General features: G+C 60.5%; 16 protein-coding genes. 15 read left to right on the top strand and 1 reads right to left on the bottom strand.

Going from position 1 to position 15,344, the window contains the following annotated elements; all coding sequences use genetic code 11:
- The first annotated feature begins 347 nt into the window (after positions 1-347).
- The 5 genes from AC3YMN_RS16670 (at position 348) to dapA (ending at position 4,270) form a co-directional block, all read left to right on the top strand.
- Positions 348-776, top strand: coding sequence for an antitoxin Xre-like helix-turn-helix domain-containing protein (locus AC3YMN_RS16670; RefSeq protein WP_489890866.1), 429 nt, complete (start codon positions 348-350; stop codon positions 774-776).
- Positions 777-1,469 carry an RES family NAD+ phosphorylase gene (locus tag AC3YMN_RS16675; protein WP_489890867.1) on the top strand — a complete coding sequence of 231 codons (693 nt, stop codon included), beginning with the start codon at positions 777-779 and terminating at the stop codon, positions 1,467-1,469. It begins immediately after the preceding gene.
- Between the two features lie 443 nt (positions 1,470-1,912).
- Positions 1,913-2,374, top strand: coding sequence for a GNAT family N-acetyltransferase (locus tag AC3YMN_RS16680; protein WP_489890868.1), 462 nt, complete (start codon positions 1,913-1,915; stop codon positions 2,372-2,374).
- 490 nt (positions 2,375-2,864) lie between these two features.
- On the top strand, positions 2,865-3,155 hold the full coding sequence (locus AC3YMN_RS16685; RefSeq protein ID WP_489890869.1) for a hypothetical protein: 291 nt from the start codon (positions 2,865-2,867) through the stop codon (positions 3,153-3,155).
- A gap of 164 nt (positions 3,156-3,319) precedes the next feature.
- On the top strand, positions 3,320-4,270 hold the full coding sequence (gene dapA / locus AC3YMN_RS16690; protein ID WP_173087879.1) for a 4-hydroxy-tetrahydrodipicolinate synthase: 951 nt from the start codon (positions 3,320-3,322) through the stop codon (positions 4,268-4,270).
- Here dapA and AC3YMN_RS16695 read toward each other — a convergent pair.
- Positions 4,267-5,034 carry a 2-keto-4-pentenoate hydratase gene (locus AC3YMN_RS16695; protein ID WP_489890870.1) on the bottom strand — a complete coding sequence of 256 codons (768 nt, stop codon included), beginning with the start codon at positions 5,032-5,034 and terminating at the stop codon, positions 4,267-4,269. The two genes, dapA and AC3YMN_RS16695, sit on opposite strands and share 4 nt — an antisense overlap.
- Before the next feature lie 510 nt (positions 5,035-5,544).
- On the opposite strand from AC3YMN_RS16695, the gene AC3YMN_RS16700 reads away from it, so the two are divergent.
- The 10 genes from AC3YMN_RS16700 to AC3YMN_RS16745 all read left to right on the top strand — a co-directional run bounded on the left by AC3YMN_RS16700 (position 5,545) and on the right by AC3YMN_RS16745 (position 15,050).
- Positions 5,545-5,679 carry a hypothetical protein gene (locus AC3YMN_RS16700; protein WP_489890871.1) on the top strand — a complete coding sequence of 45 codons (135 nt, stop codon included), beginning with the start codon at positions 5,545-5,547 and terminating at the stop codon, positions 5,677-5,679.
- Between the two features lie 94 nt (positions 5,680-5,773).
- Positions 5,774-5,998, top strand: a complete 225-nt coding sequence (locus tag AC3YMN_RS16705) for a hypothetical protein (protein ID WP_489890872.1) — start codon at positions 5,774-5,776, stop codon at positions 5,996-5,998.
- Between the two features lie 400 nt (positions 5,999-6,398).
- Positions 6,399-6,488 (top strand): K(+)-transporting ATPase subunit F, encoded by a 90-nt coding sequence (kdpF, locus tag AC3YMN_RS16710; RefSeq protein ID WP_173087873.1) that lies wholly within the window; start codon positions 6,399-6,401, stop codon positions 6,486-6,488.
- A gap of 34 nt (positions 6,489-6,522) precedes the next feature.
- On the top strand, positions 6,523-8,226 hold the full coding sequence (gene kdpA, locus AC3YMN_RS16715; protein ID WP_489890873.1) for a potassium-transporting ATPase subunit KdpA: 1,704 nt from the start codon (positions 6,523-6,525) through the stop codon (positions 8,224-8,226).
- A gap of 3 nt (positions 8,227-8,229) precedes the next feature.
- On the top strand, positions 8,230-8,403 hold the full coding sequence (locus tag AC3YMN_RS16720) for a hypothetical protein (RefSeq protein WP_489890874.1): 174 nt from the start codon (positions 8,230-8,232) through the stop codon (positions 8,401-8,403).
- A 32-nt stretch (positions 8,404-8,435) separates the two neighbouring features.
- Positions 8,436-10,508 (top strand): potassium-transporting ATPase subunit KdpB, encoded by a 2,073-nt coding sequence (kdpB, locus tag AC3YMN_RS16725; protein ID WP_173087867.1) that lies wholly within the window; start codon positions 8,436-8,438, stop codon positions 10,506-10,508.
- 12 nt (positions 10,509-10,520) lie between these two features.
- Positions 10,521-11,090, top strand: a complete 570-nt coding sequence (gene kdpC, locus AC3YMN_RS16730; RefSeq protein WP_173087865.1) for a potassium-transporting ATPase subunit KdpC — start codon at positions 10,521-10,523, stop codon at positions 11,088-11,090.
- Between the two features lie 59 nt (positions 11,091-11,149).
- On the top strand, positions 11,150-13,855 hold the full coding sequence (locus tag AC3YMN_RS16735) for a DUF4118 domain-containing protein (protein ID WP_489890875.1): 2,706 nt from the start codon (positions 11,150-11,152) through the stop codon (positions 13,853-13,855).
- Positions 13,852-14,580 (top strand): response regulator transcription factor, encoded by a 729-nt coding sequence (locus AC3YMN_RS16740; RefSeq protein ID WP_489890876.1) that lies wholly within the window; start codon positions 13,852-13,854, stop codon positions 14,578-14,580. The genes AC3YMN_RS16735 and AC3YMN_RS16740 overlap by 4 nt, the downstream gene beginning before the upstream one ends.
- A gap of 14 nt (positions 14,581-14,594) precedes the next feature.
- The gene (locus AC3YMN_RS16745) at positions 14,595-15,050 is read left to right on the top strand and encodes a PTS sugar transporter subunit IIA (RefSeq protein WP_489890877.1); all 456 of its coding nucleotides are present in this window, start codon (positions 14,595-14,597) and stop codon (positions 15,048-15,050) included.
- The last annotated feature ends 294 nt before the right edge of the window (positions 15,051-15,344 follow it).

Here is a 15,344-nt window from a genome sequence, read left to right on the forward strand (position 1 = left end):
GGCGCCAACGCCAGACGGCTGCTCGGCCGGGCTGCATAGGCAATTTCTCTGACCGTTAGCCGGAATTAACCAGTTTCCCGATCCAGTGTGGACGCCGACGACAATGATCCGGCAGTCTCGCTGGACGTTGCCGATTCCCGGCAGCGATTGGTGTCATCTCTGCCTTAACTGCCGGTGCTGCTGCAGTCTGGGCTTAGGCCCGCGCTTGAGCCCGCTGAGCAACTTCGGCTGCATGTTGCCGCAGAGGAACACGCTTTCCCTGATGTTGATGGCAACTCCAGAGCTTGATCTGTGGACAAATGTCCATCATATGGGTACTTGTTGACCATCAAGTGGTGGAGGTAAGGGTGTTGCAGATCGATGTTCCGATGCAGGCGATGCCGAACCGGCAGGACTTCTCGGCCGAGAGTGACCGCGTACGGCTGTCAAAGGTTGCCCTGAAAGCCTACAAGCGTCTCGTCCAAGAGTGGGGTCTCAAGGGTGAACAGGCGGCGGCGCTGCTCGATGTGTCCACGAGTACCTGGGAGCGCATGAAGCAGGAGGGCAAGGACAAGGCCCTCAGCCAGGATCAACTCACGCGCATCTCCGCCCTGGTCGGCATCTACAAGGGGCTGCATCTTCTGTTCGGCGATGACATGGCCGATCGCTGGCCCGGCTTGCACAACAAGGCACCGCTGTTTGCCGGGATGAGCGCAATCGACTCCATGCTCAAGGGCGGCATTCCGCAAATGCTCGAGGTGCGCCGCTATGTGGACGCCATCCGCGGAGGCTTGTGATTGTCGATCGACGGTGTGCCGGTCGTCACCGAAGCCTTTCCGAGGACGGTTCGACTGGTAACGACAGCGCGGCTGCGGTCGGCGGTGTTAAGGCCCCTGGTCGATAACGAGGATGATCTCGCCGCGCTGGCTGAGATCGAAGGCGCGACGAGCAGTCGCTTAATGGCGCAGGATCGCGGCATTGCGGGGCTCGCCGCCAACGAGCTCGTCTACGATGTCCCACACGCGCACTTCATCAACGCTTCGTTTGCCTATGCCAAGCCGCAGCAGCCGAACCGCTTCAATGGCGCCGACCGGGGTGCCTGGTATGCCGCTCTGGATGTCGCCACCTGCATCAGCGAAGTCGGATATCACCTGACCAACATGCTGGCAGATGCGGGGGACTACCACGCCACGGTGGAATACGCGGAAATGTTTTGTAGCCTTGCCGGCGAGTTCCTCGACCTCAGGCAGGTACCCGACCATCCTGCGCTCGATCCGGACACGGCGAGGGCCTACCCGGTCGGCAACGCCATCGCGGAGCGCGCCCGGGCCACTGGCCTCAACGGCATCATCTACCCATCCGTACGGCACCCGGGTGGTACCTGCATTGTCGCCTTGCGGCCGGCTGCCGTTCAGTCCGTTCGCCAGGGCGCCGTCTACCGCATGATTTGGAAGGGCGATCCAGCACCGCTGATCGAAGGGCCGCTGTGATCGCTTCGACCCTGATCAGATGGATGGTTGGACGGAGGCAGGGCAGGGCAGGGGCGCGTTGCCGCCCGGCAGCAATCGACCCCATTTCCGCCGTTACTGCCCTCAGGTCGCAATCCTGAAAGCTGCCAATCGAATGTGATTCCTAGCTAGCGAGGCAGTTCACATGGATCTGGCACACGGCATGAGGGGCGGACCTTTATGGAACTTTTACGCCACGCGCTTCAGCTCCGAATAGAGGCTTTATGCAGCCTGATGGTACCTTCTGGGGACATTTCAGGAGTGACATATATGCGGTCACCATTGCAGCCTCCCGCTTCTCGGCCGGCTAAGCCTCCAGTTACCACGAAACATGGTAAGGCCGCCGTACGAGCGGCGTTCATGCTGGCAGTGTTTGGCGCGGCGGTGACCATTGCAGTTCTGGTGAACACGGCATGAGAGCGCCGATGAGCATGCTCGCGCTAACGGCGCGGTTCGCAACTTTCGCACGGGTTCATTATGCCACAGATGAAGATGTGGGCGCCCTGTGGGCCTTGTCGGACAACCTGGCAGGCGAACGAGGGGGCCAACGGCCAATCTGGACCACCTTGGTCCGCGCGAAGGGCGCTTATGTGCTGGTCGCGACAGAATGCCAGCTGATTGTTGGCGCGGTGGTCGCCTCGCTCAGTCACCGCAACCAAGCCGTCTGCATTTCGTGGCTGGGTGTTACGCCAGCGGCCCGCGGGCGAGGCGTTGGTCACCTGCTGCTCAAGACAATCGTGGATCGGATGGTCGTCGAGGGGGCTCGGACAGTCTCAGTTGCCTTGCCTGCCGATCATCAAGATCTGAAGCACCTGCTGCTCGGTCATGGCTTCATCGAAGTCCGTCCAGGCACGTTCCGGCTGCCGATCCATGGTCACCTGATATGAAGACAGGTTTGTTCCGTTCAGCATGGGTCCGAGCGGCCGGCAGCCTGTCCCCCCACGAACGCGAGGCAAACGAGGTGGTCGCCAAGCAGTACGAACCAAGAGGCAGTCGGCAGATGCGTGCCATATTTTATGGCTTCTTATTACTGACGGGGTTTATTGCCGTTCCGATCTTGGTTGCCATCATCCTTGTGCTGCTCTCGGGCGTCCGCATCTAGAAAGAAGCGTAAGTTTTGGGTAGGAGCCCACTCGGCGTCGGTCCGCGATCGGGTCTTCCGGGCCCGTTCCTAAACTATGCAATTTCTATAATGAACCCGCGGCAGGGATATGGAATTCATATCGGCTACGGGGCTAGTGTTGAGCAATACTTTGAGGGTCGCATGCAGCTTTTTCTTGCGCCGACGCATTTGCCAGACTGCTTTCCAAAAGTTGGACCACGCTCCCCAAATGGCGGTTTCGGTCCGGTGAACGGCGTCAAGGCTGCTTTCGCCAAATGAATTCGCGTATGACTGCAAGGCTAGATCTGACGTCTAAGCGAACGATCGGACGCTTCGTTCTCAAGATGGTGACGTCGTTCCTCGTGGCAAATTTTCTGGCCGGAGAGCGCGGCTATCTGGAAGGTGTTGCGGCTTGGCTGGCCATTTATGCTTTGTTCGCCATGGTCGGCAGTTTGTTGATCAAGGAGGCCATCGCCGCACGCTCATTCAACTATTGGGATGAAGCTGCCTGGCTGATGTTGGCCGCGTGCATTGTGCACATTATCAGCCGGCAACCGATGGTCTGACAGGCTTGATCGAGGCAGACAAATTCGTCTCTCTGGGCACCACCTGTCGGCCTGGTCGACACGACGATCTGCCCTAGTGATTCCGTATGATTTTCCTTTCCGGCGCGTGAGCGCCGGACACCTGGCGTCTGGACGCCAAAACAACCTTGTCTGGAGTAATTCTAATGATCCGAAAACTGCAGGGCCGGGGCAGGGCAATCACAGCCCTGGTGACGCCCTTCAAGAATGGCGAAGTTGACTACGGCAGGTTCTCGGAACTAGTAGATTGGCAGATTGAACAGCGCATTGGCGGGCTGATCCCGGGGGGCACAACAGGGGAGGGGGCGACCTTGTCGAGGGAGGAGCACCTCGGGATCATCCGCCGCTGCGTCGAAGTAGCAAATGGGCGTGTTCCCGTCATTGCTGGCACTGGAACCAGCGATACGCGGTCCACGATCTCTTGCACCGCGGCCGCCGAAGTGCTCGGAGCCGATGCGGCGCTCATTGTGACACCTTTCTATAATCGTCCCTCCCAGGAGGGTCTGTTCCGTCATTTCGAGGCTGTGGCGTCCCACACCAATATACCGATCATTCTCTACAATGTGCCTGCTCGCACGGGCGTCGACCTGTCTCTCGAGACGATTGCACGATTGTCCGGCCTGCCTAGGGTAACTGGCATCAAGGACGCGACTGGGGACATGACGCGGCCAGCGGCATTGCGCGCCAGGCTCCCCGAGCAGTTCTCTCAATGGTCAGGTCACGATGCAACCGCGCTTGAGTTCAACATGAGCGGTGGCGATGGCACGATGTCGGTTGTTTCCAACGTGGAGGCGCGACGCATGGTCGAGATGCACGAGGCACTCTCGAGCGGCAACGCTGCGCTCGCAAGCGCGATCGCGCGTCAACTTGAACCGCTTATCGCGGCCTTGGAACGAGAAACCAATCCCGTGCCGATCAAGTATGCCCTCCATCTTGCCCGGGGCATCTCGGACGAGGTTCGCCTGCCGCTTTGGGGGGTGCAAGAAGATACCGCCGATGCAATACAGGCGGCCCTTCTGGCGCTCAATCGGGTTCGGACCCACTCCGATCCGCAACGCGTGGGGAACGAAGTGGGAGAGGCGTCAAGCGCCGCCTAGTCGAACGAGCATGAAATCTTCCCGATCGTCTCGATTTCGACCGACAGGGTCTGTCCCGGAAGCACCTGAAGGATCGGCGACCAGGAGCCTGTGGTGACGATGTCTCCCGCAGCGATCTGTCGGCCCTGCATGGCCAACTCCCGTGCCAAGAGGGCCACTGCTTGCAGTGGATGGCCAAGAACGGCGCTTCCCTTGGCCGTCACGAGGGTTTGGCCGTTGATCCGCGCCGTCAGCTGGATCTGGTCAAGCTTTTCCCAATCTGCCCGCACGGCGGGCCCACAGATGGTCGCGACGTGCAGGCCGAAATCGGCCACCGCGCTGACATCGCTGTGTCGCGCTCCAATAGCCCGGCGGCCCAGCAGCCCAATCGTCGGCCGGCAAGCCACGATGACTTCGCCAACCGTTTCCAGATTAACAATCTCATGGCGGTCCGGGTAACTGTTGCCAACAATAAACGCCAGCTCGCATTGAGCTCCAATGACGCCTTGCGGAAGGTGGATGCGGCAGTCCTCATGGAAGAAGTCGCGGCTGGTGATCGGCCCGAAGATCGGCTCATGCAGGCCGAGTACACGCTGGGACGCAACGCTGGTTCCGGCCAAGGCATAGCCTCGCACATCGCTGTTGTAAGCTTCCAGTGCCGCGAGCTGGATCTCATCGGCCTCTTGCCTGGAAACAATGCCGGCAAAGGCCAGCCCCGAAATGGTTCCCAAAGCCCGGTTCTGGGCCAGTTCGATAGCCAGATTGTCGAGTGATGTTGCGTGCATGACAGTGATCTCCGATCGCGCGGAAACAGCCGCTGACGGCGCCCAAAGTCAAATAAAAATCTGCCTATAGGCCAAGCACTTATGCGGCCCACCAAGAAACTTATGACCTTTATATTTTCCCCCTTCCCCTTGCTTATCGGCCGTGCCTTAAAACAGCAAAAATACCTACAACATCTCTATTTGATCGGGCCGTCTCCCCAATCGAAAGGCTATGCACGTTCCTGTACTTTTGGGTCGTGCCTGGGATGATGCCGCTTTAAAATTCCGCCGCCTGTCTCAACCAGCGCGGAGTCCAGGGAGGCGTCATACGCGCTGTCCACGGACAGCGCCGCCGGCTGCCCCCACTTTGCCTCCGCAAGGCAGAGCTCTTCCCTAAGTGGGGGCGGCCGGCGCCCAGTCCGCACAAGGAAAGGACGATCAGTTATGTATTCTCGTTTTGGAATGGCTTATGTCGCAACTCAGACAGCGCAGGCTCGGGCACACGCAAATCAGACGCCGCAACGGCCCGAAGTGGCACTGCCAGTTCACCCCGCAATATTCTCAGACGTCGTCCACAACGATGAGGCCGGAGCGGTGTGGCGCATGGGGGGCATCATCGCTGTCATCGCGGCGGTGTCCGGCGCCATCGCCTGGTTCGCAGCCTGAACCTGCACCATCACAGTCAACACAGACGAAAAGGCAAACTAGAATGGGCGAAGCAATTCGGGTCACTTACCCTCCATCGTGTGGCAGCCGGTTCATGATCGGGCGCGACGCGCAGGGGCATTGGGTCGTATGTGATGTGAAAGGGCTGGTTGGTGGCGTCTTCTTCGATCGCTCGGCGGCAATCCACTTTGCAGCATCAGAGAGCGACTACACCCTTGGCGCCGTCTGCTGCGCGCCAGAAGACGTGGTGCTAACGATGGACCCGCTGTTCAGGCCGGTGCCGCAGACCGAATGGCCCAAAGGCGTTCACGCTATCTAGGGCGTTATCCAGACAGTTTTGTCGATGGCTGCATCCATTGACAGATAGCCGAACCCGGCGTGCCGCTACCGGCGCGCCGGGCTTGTCGCGTTGAAAGGGCGCCTTACCCGCGCCAGTTCTTATATGAGATTCCTATAAAAGAGCCGGCGGCCCAATCTGGCAATCCTATGCACTTCGGGTCCAACTTCGCCCGGTAATGGAGACGTTGCTTACCCTGCGAAAGGCCGGAGGAGTGGCGTCGTGGCACGTGACGCAAGCTAACCATCATGCTGGCCCGCCACTAACAACGAACCCGGAATCAATCATCATGGACTTTGTCGTTCTCGCAATAGGCGTCCTCTTTTTCGCACTGGTGCTCGCCTACACCAACGCCTGCGACAGACTTTAGCGGAGGCCCGAAATGCTTATCGATTACGTGCTCGGCGCAGGTGTGACGTTGTTCCTGCTCGCCTACCTTATCTACGCCCTCGTTCGTCCTGAGCGCTTCTGAGCGCTAACGGCACAGGCCTCGAAAGACCCAAACCATGACTCTGATCGGATGGACTCAGATTGCCGTTTTCTGCGGCATCATAATTTTGCTCGTCAAGCCGCTGGGCGCCTACATGACGTGCGTCTACAACGGCGACCGCACCTGGCTTTCGCCAGTGCTAGGTCCGGTGGAGCGGCTGCTGTACCGGATTTCAGGAACAAGCGAGAAAGAAGAGCAACACTGGACCCACTATGCGGTCGCCATGGTGTTGTTCAACCTGGCCGGCTTCTTCCTGTTGTACGGGCTGCAGCGCTTCCAAACCCTGTTGCCGTTCAACCCTGCCGGCATGGGCGAGGTAGGCCCTGAACTTGCGTTCAACACCGCAACGAGCTTCGTAACGAACACCAATTGGCAGAGCTATGGCGGCGAGACCACCATGAGCTACCTAACGCAAATGGCGGGTCTGGCGGTACAGAATTTCGTGTCGGCCGCTACGGGCATGGCGATCGCCATTGCGGTGATCCGAGGCTTCTCGCGCAAATCTGTCAGCACGCTTGGCAATTTCTGGGTCGATATGACCCGCTCGACCTTCTACGTGCTGCTGCCGCTGTGCATCGTGTTGACCCTGGTCTACGTGGCGCTCGGCGTACCGCAGACGCTTGGCGCCTACGTCAATGCCACGACGCTGGAAGGCCAGCAGCAGACCCTCGCTATTGGACCGGTGGCATCGCAATTAGCGATCAAGATGCTGGGCACCAATGGCGGCGGCTTCTTCAATGCCAACTCCGCTCATCCGTTCGAAAACCCGGATGCGCTGTCGAACTTGATCCAGATGGTATCGATCTTTGCCATCGGCGCAGCACTGACCAATGTGTTCGGCCGCATGGTCGGCAATCAGCGGCAAGGCTGGGCGATATTTGCCACCATGGGCGCGCTGTTCCTCGTCGGCGTGGCGGTCTGCTACTGGGCGGAAGCGGCCGGCAACCCGCTGCTTCATGCACTGGGGCTCGAAGGCGGCAACATGGAGGGCAAGGAAGTCCGCTTCGGCATTCCCCTCTCGGCGCTGTTCGCGGTGATCACCACGGCGGCCTCATGTGGCGCAGTCAATGCCATGCATGACAGCTTCATGGCGCTGGGCGGCATGATACCGATGATCAACATGATGCTCGGCGAGATCATCATCGGGGGCGTCGGCGCGGGCTTTTACGGCATCATCCTGTTCGTGGTGCTCGCCATCTTCGTGGCTGGTCTGATGGTTGGCCGCACGCCAGAATATCTCGGCAAGAAGATCGAGGCCAAGGAAGTCAAGATGGCCATGCTCGCCGTCCTCTGCCTGCCGCTGGCCATGCTGGGGTTCACGGCCTTTGCCGCCGTGCTGCCCGCCGGTATCTCCTCGATCTGGAACCCGGGGCCGCGTGGCTTCTCGGAGATCCTCTACGCCTATACCTCCGCGACGGCCAATAATGGATCGGCATTCGGCGGGCTTTCGGCCAACACGCCCTGGTACAATATCACCCTGGGGATCGCGATGCTGATGGGCCGCTTTCTTGTCATCATCCCTGCTCTGGCCATTGCCGGTTCGCTGGTGACCAAGAATGCCGCGCCACCTTCAAGCGGCACGCTGCCGACTGACGGGAAGCTGTTCGTCGGGCTGTTGCTGGGCGTCATCGTCATCGTCGGCGGCCTGACCTTCCTTCCGGCGCTGGCGCTGGGACCGATTGCCGAGCACTTCGCGATGCTGGCAGGGCAGACCTTCTAGCCGATGTTCCCACCACGTGAGCTGAAGCGGCTCATCAATCCCCGCGCCATCTACCTGGCGCGGGGGAAAAGCGAACAGACCAAGCCCATTCAGATCGTGCTGTGCCTGGCCCTGAGCCTGGTCCTGATCGGGCTGTTCGCAGTTCTTCTGACCCAATTTTATGCGGCGATCATCTGATCAGACCGCAATCACCCATGCTGGAGTCTCACATGAGCCAGTCCAAAACCGCGAGTATCCTGGACGCTCGCATCCTCATACCCGCCCTGGGCGGGGCGTTCAGCAAACTGAACCCCCGCAGCCTGATCAAGAGCCCGGTGATGTTCGTCGTTGCCGTGGTCTCGACCTTTGCAACGGTTCTGCTGCTCAAGAGCCTTGTTACCGGCGGCGAGAACATCGGTTTCTCGCTGCAGCTGGTATTCTGGCTGTGGATCACCGTCCTGTTCGCCAACTTCGCTGAGGCGGTGGCGGAAGGGCGAGGCAAGGCGCAGGCCGAGTCGTTGCGCCGGACACGCACCGAAACCGAAGCCAAGCTGCTCGTCGGAGAAGACCGCAGCAAGTTCAAGCTGGTGCCTGGCAACCAACTCAAGGTCGGCGACGTCGTACTGGTGGAAGCCGGCGACATCATCCCCTCGGACGGTGAGGTGATCGAAGGCGTGGCATCGGTGAACGAGGCCGCCATTACCGGCGAGTCTGCTCCGGTGATCCGCGAGTCCGGTGGTGACCGCTCTGCTGTGACCGGCGGCACGCAGGTGCTGTCCGACTGGATCAGGGTGCGCATCACCGCTGCCGCTGGCTCCACCTTCATCGACCGCATGATTTCGCTGGTTGAAGGGGCCGAACGGCAGAAAACGCCGAACGAGATCGCGCTCAATATCCTCCTGGCTGGTCTCACACTGGTATTCGTGCTGGCGACCGTGACCATCCCATCATTTGCCACCTACGCGGGCGGTACCGTGCCGGTGATTGTCCTGGTGGCGCTGTTCGTGACGCTGATACCGACCACCATCGGAGCGCTGCTGTCAGCCATCGGTATCGCCGGCATGGACCGGCTGGTGCGCTTCAACGTGCTGGCTATGTCTGGCCGCGCCGTGGAAGCCGCTGGCGACGTCGATACGCTGCTGCTGGACAAGACTGGAACGATCACACTGGGCAACCGGCAGGCGAGCGAGTTCCGCCCGGTCAAGGGTGTGACCGAACAGGAACTGGCCGACGCCGCACAATTGGCGTCGCTGGCCGACGAAACGCCCGAGGGGCGTTCCATCGTCGTGCTGGCAAAGGAGAAGTACGGCATCCGCGAACGCGACATGGCGAGCTTGCAGGCGAGTTTCGTGCCCTTTACCGCCCAGACGCGGATGAGCGGTGTCGATCTTGACGGCTCCTCCATCCGTAAGGGAGCCGTCGACGCGGTCCTGGCTTACGTCAATTTGGCGACTGTTGCGGGTGCGAGCCCCAAGGCTACCAGCCAGACCATCGCCGACCTGCAGGCTATCGCCGACCAGGTTTCCAAGTCGGGCGGCACGCCCCTGGCAGTGGTGCGCGATGGCAGGCTGCTGGGCGTTGTTCACCTCAAGGACATCGTCAAGGGCGGCATCAAGGAGCGCTTCGCCGAGTTGCGCCGCATGGGTATCCGCACGGTGATGATCACCGGCGACAATCCCATGACCGCAGCAGCCATTGCTGCCGAAGCAGGGGTGGACGATTTCCTCGCGCAGGCAACGCCTGAAATGAAGCTGGCCCTGATCCGAGAAGAACAGGCCAAGGGTAAGCTCGTTGCAATGTGCGGTGACGGTACCAACGACGCGCCGGCCCTTGCGCAGTCTGATGTTGGCGTTGCGATGAACACCGGTACGGTCGCGGCGCGCGAGGCCGGCAACATGGTCGATTTGGACAGCGATCCGACCAAGCTCATCGAGATTGTCGGCATCGGCAAGCAGTTGCTGATGACGCGCGGTGCCCTGACGACATTCTCGATTGCCAACGACATCGCCAAATATTTCGCCATCATCCCGGCGATGTTCCTGGCGTTCTACCCGCAGCTCGGCGTGCTCAACATCATGGGGCTGGAGAGCCCCGAGAGCGCCATCCTGTCGGCGATCATCTTCAATGCCCTGATCATCGTGGCGCTGATCCCGCTATCGCTGCGCGGCGTGAAGTACCGCCCGGTTGGCGCTGCAGCCCTGTTGGGTCGGAACCTGCTGATCTACGGCCTGGGGGGCATTATCGTGCCGTTTATCGGCATCAAGGCCATCGACCTGGCGATCACCTCGCTGGGCCTCATTTAAGGATTGCTGGAAATGACAAAGCAAATCAGACCCGCGATCGTCATGATCGTGATCATGACGATCGTCCTTGGACTGCTCTATCCGCTGGGCATGACGAGCATCTCTCAAGCGGTGTTCCCACATCAGGCCAATGGCAGCCTCATCGAGCAGGACGGGCAGGTGATCGGCTCCGAACTGATCGGCCAGGCGTTCACACAGCCGCAATATTTCCATGGCCGCCCCTCGGCCGCCGGCGACGGCTACAATGCGGCCGGCTCCAGCGGCTCCAACCTCGGACCGACCAATCCCGTATTGATCGACCGGGTGGCCGCTGACACGGCGGCGCTCCGTGCCGAAAATCCAGATGCGGATATTCCGATGGACCTGGTGACCACCTCCGGAAGCGGTCTTGATCCCCATATTTCGCCTGACGCCGCCTATTTCCAGGTCGCTCGCGTCGCCCAGGCGCGTGGTGTCGATGAATCTGCTATCCGCTCGCTTGTTGACCAGCATGTAGAAGGTCGCACGCTGGGTTTCATGGGCGAGCCGGTGGTCAACGTGCTTGCACTGAATCTGGCTCTCAATAGCCAGAACGCCCAGTGACATGATGTGATCCGGGTCCCAACCAATGGGGCCCGGCAACAATTGCAGGACGACGCCCAATGGCCGACGACAACCGCGCTTCCTACGGCCGCCCCTCTCCCGACGCGCTCTTGGAAAGTGCCAAGCGGGAAGCGCGCGGACGGCTCAAGATATTCCTCGGCGCGGCGCCCGGGGTAGGGAAAACCTATGAGATGCTCATGGCCGGTCGGGCCAGGCTTGCAGATGGTCACGACACGATCATCGGAGTGGTGGAGACCCATGGCCGCCGCGAAACCGAAGCGCTGGTAACTGGCTTTGAAATCATCCCCCGGGCGCGGGTTGACTATCGCGGCCAGCAGCTCGAAGAGATGAACATCGATGCCATACTTGCCCGCCGGCCGGCGCTGGTTCTGGTGGATGAGCTGGCTCATTCCAATGCTCCGGCCAGCCGGCATCCCAAGCGCTATCTCGATGTTGAAGAAATTCTGGATGCGGGCATCGACGTCTATACCACGCTCAACATCCAGCACGTTGAAAGCCTCAACGACGTCGTCGCGCAGATTACCCGCATCAGGGTGCGCGAAACGGTGCCCGATTCCATCGTTGACCGGGCCGACGATATCGAGATCATCGACATCACGCCCCAGGATCTGATCAAGCGACTGCATGACGGCAAGGTTTACCTGCCCACGACCGCAAAGCGGGCGGTGGAGAACTACTTCTCTCCCGGCAACCTTACGGCCTTGCGCGAACTTGCGCTGCGACGCACGGCGCAGCGGGTGGACGATCAGCTGCTTTCGCATATGCGCTCGCACGCAATTTCGGGCCCGTGGGGCGCCGGTGAACGCGTCCTGGTGTGCATCGACGAACATCAGCGCGCGCCTTCGCTGGTGCGTTATGCGCGCCGCCAGGCGGAACGCCTGCGGGCCCCGTGGATGGCGCTGCACATCGAGACGGCCCGCGTCGCCGCCCTGTCCGAAGAGGCCAAGGACCGTCTGGCGGCCACCCTGCGCCTCGCCGAGCAACTTGGCGGTGAAGCAATTACCCTGCCAGGGCAGGATGTTGCCGCAGAGATCATCCGCTATGCCAGTGCTAACAACGTAACGCACGTCATCATCGGCAAGCCCCGCAAGCCGCGCTGGCGGGAGTATTTCCAAGGTCCGGTCTCATACGAGCTCATCCGGCAAGCCGGCGATATCAGCGTGCACGTGATTGCCGGCAGTGAACAGGATGCAATCGTACAGCCCCGCGGCGTCGTGCATGTTCCGCCGCGGCGCTTTGCTCCTAAAGCCTATTTGTTTGCCACCCTCTATGTCGGGATCGCACTCGGTCTGGGGCTGCTGCTCAATCGTGGGCTGGACATCACCAATGTCGCGCTGTTGTTTCTCGTTCCAGTTCTGGCCTCTGCAGTCACCGCGGGGTTACGTCCGGCATTGGTCGCGTCGGTGCTCGGCGCGCTGGCATTTAACTTTTTCTTTCTGGCCCCGCTCTACACCCTTGACGTCAGTGATCCCGAAAGCGTCATCGCTCTGGGGGTGTTTTTCGGGGTTGCAGTGGTATCCAGCAATCTGGCGGCGCGCGTCCAGCGCCAGGCTGCCGCCGCCCGCAACCGCGCCCGGACCACCGAGGACCTTTATTTGTTCAGCAGGAAACTGGCTGGGACGGGTACGCTCGATGACGTCCTGTGGGCCACCGCGTTCCAGATTGCCTCCATGCTCAAACTGCGTGTCGTCCTGTTGCTGCCCGAAGCCGGCGTGCTGACGGTAAAGGCCGGCTATCCGCCCGATGATACCCTGGTCGATGCTGATATCGCCGCTGCAAGATGGGCCTGGGACAATAATCATCCGGCGGGCAGGGGTGCCGATACGCTGCCGGGCGCCAGCCGTCTCTATCTTCCCCTCCGCACCGGGCGCACCGCTGTGGGGGTCTTGGGCCTCGACAACGATAAGCAAGGGCCGCTTCTCACGCCAGAACAGCAGCGGCTGGTTGATGCCTTGATTGATCAGGCAGCACTGGCCATCGAACGTATCCAGCTGGTAGCCGACGTGGATCAGGCAAAGCTCGCCGCCGAGGCCGATCGGCTGCGGTCCGCTTTGCTGACCTCGATTTCGCATGACCTCAAGACACCTCTGGCTGCTATCATGGGCGCCGCAGGGACGCTGCGCGAATATTCAAGTTCCATAACCGAAGTCGACCGATCAGACCTTCTGGCTTCGGTGATCGACGAGTCAGAGCGGCTCAATCGCTTTATTGCGAATTTGCTCGACATGACGAAGCTGGAGTCAGGCGCCACCAGACCTAACTTTTCCATGCATTATCTCGGTGACATCGTTGGGACCGCCCTGCGGCGTACCGCAAAGATCACCGCCAACCACAGGACCGAAGTCGAGCTGCAGCCAGATCTGCCCATGCTGCGTGTTGACCCGGTCCTGCTCGAGCAGGTCTTGTTCAACCTGCTCGACAATGCAGCCAAATATGCGCCGGCGGGTTCGACAATTCGCATCAGGGGGTGGGCGGAAGATGGAACTGCGGTGCTGCAAATCATCGACGAGGGAACCGGCATTCCCGACGATGATCTGGAACGCGTTTTCGACAGCTTCTACCGGGTGCGCAAGACCGACCACGTGCGGGCTGGGACGGGGCTGGGGCTATCAATTTGCCGGGGCTTCATTGAGGCAATGGGCGGCACAATCGCGGCTGCCAATCGCCCTGATCGGTCAGGCGCCATTCTCACGGTGCGCCTGCCTGCGCCGGCCGGCACACAAGCTCTGGAAGGTCTCGAATGAGTATCCCGTCAACAAAGATTCTGGTGGTGGATGACGAAACCCCCATCCGCAAGCTGCTCCGGGTCGGCCTGGAAACCGAAGGCTACACCATCCTGGAAGCCGGAAGCGGCCGGGAAGCGACACAGATTCTGGCGCAGAACAGGCCCGATTTGATCCTGCTGGATCTTGGTCTCCCCGACGTGCAGGGGCATGATCTGCTCGCCAAATGGCGCAGTGAAGGTCTGGACCTGCCGATCCTGATCCTGTCGAGCCGTACGGACGAGGCCGGCATAGTTCGGGCGCTCGAACTGGGAGCTGACGATTATGTAACCAAGCCCTTCGGCACGCGGGAACTGGCCGCGCGTGTTCGGGTTGCCTTGCGCCACCGCCTGCAACAACAAGGCGAACGGGCGCTCTTCCAGACCGGGGATCTTTCGGTGGATCTGGTCAAGCGCATCGTCAAGGTGTCCGGCAAGGTGATCAAATTGTCGCCCAAGGAATACGACATCCTGCGCATATTGGTGCAGCATGCCGGTAAGGTGCTGACGCACCAGCACCTGCTCAATCAGGTCTGGAGCGGATCAACGGACGTGCAATACCTGCGCGTCTACGTTCGCCAACTTCGCCAAAAGATCGAACTGGCGCCTGACCAGCCTCAGTACATCATGACCGAAACCGGCGTTGGCTACAGGCTGCGGGAGGCTGATGAGCCTCAGCTGCCAACTGCCAGTGCCGGCGAATTGTGAGCCCACCTAGACCAATGAACATTACTGATTTTCTGAGCCCCGAGCACATCATCGTGGGATTGCAATCGCCAACCAAACGAGCGGTTCTACAGTCGCTTTCGAGCAAGGCTGCCGCTTCCTTGAGCCTCGATCCAGCCAGCGTGCTCATGGCACTTGAGGGAAGGGAGATACTAGGTTCAACCGGGGTTGGACGGGGCATAGCCATTCCGCATACCGTAATTCCGGGTCTCAGCCGTCCGTTTGCGCTTCTTGCTGTTCTTGATCGTGCGGTAGCATACGAAGCCATTGACGATGAGCCGGTCGATATCGTGTTTCTCTTGCTCATGCCGCAAGAAGACAGGAGCGCTGGACTAAAGGCACTCGCAGCAGCTTCGAGACTTCTCCGGGTCAGCGCCTGCGCAACGCAGATCAGACGGGCTACTGATCCAAAGGTGCTCTACTCTCATATCGTGGCGTTCAAAGCACAGTGACACTGTGGCTCCAAGCGTACGAGAGCTTTTCTAGCAAATGTCGAGATCGAAAACGCTTCACCGGCAGCGGAGACGCCGTTGACCCACCTAGGCCCGAACGGACGCCGTCCACCGTGCAACGATAACGCGCGCGTTTGATCCTGCTGCGCGGTGCTATGCAGTTGGACCAGGCATATCCATGTAGTCCAATGCCGGGACCTCATGTAGCCCGACAGCCGTGGTCTGCCCCGCATTGGCGGTCCGGGATTATTGTTAGTGCATAATTGGGCTTGATGCCACCGTGGGAGGGGTTGA

This window comes from Devosia sp. Z11_6, from assembly GCF_058133665.1.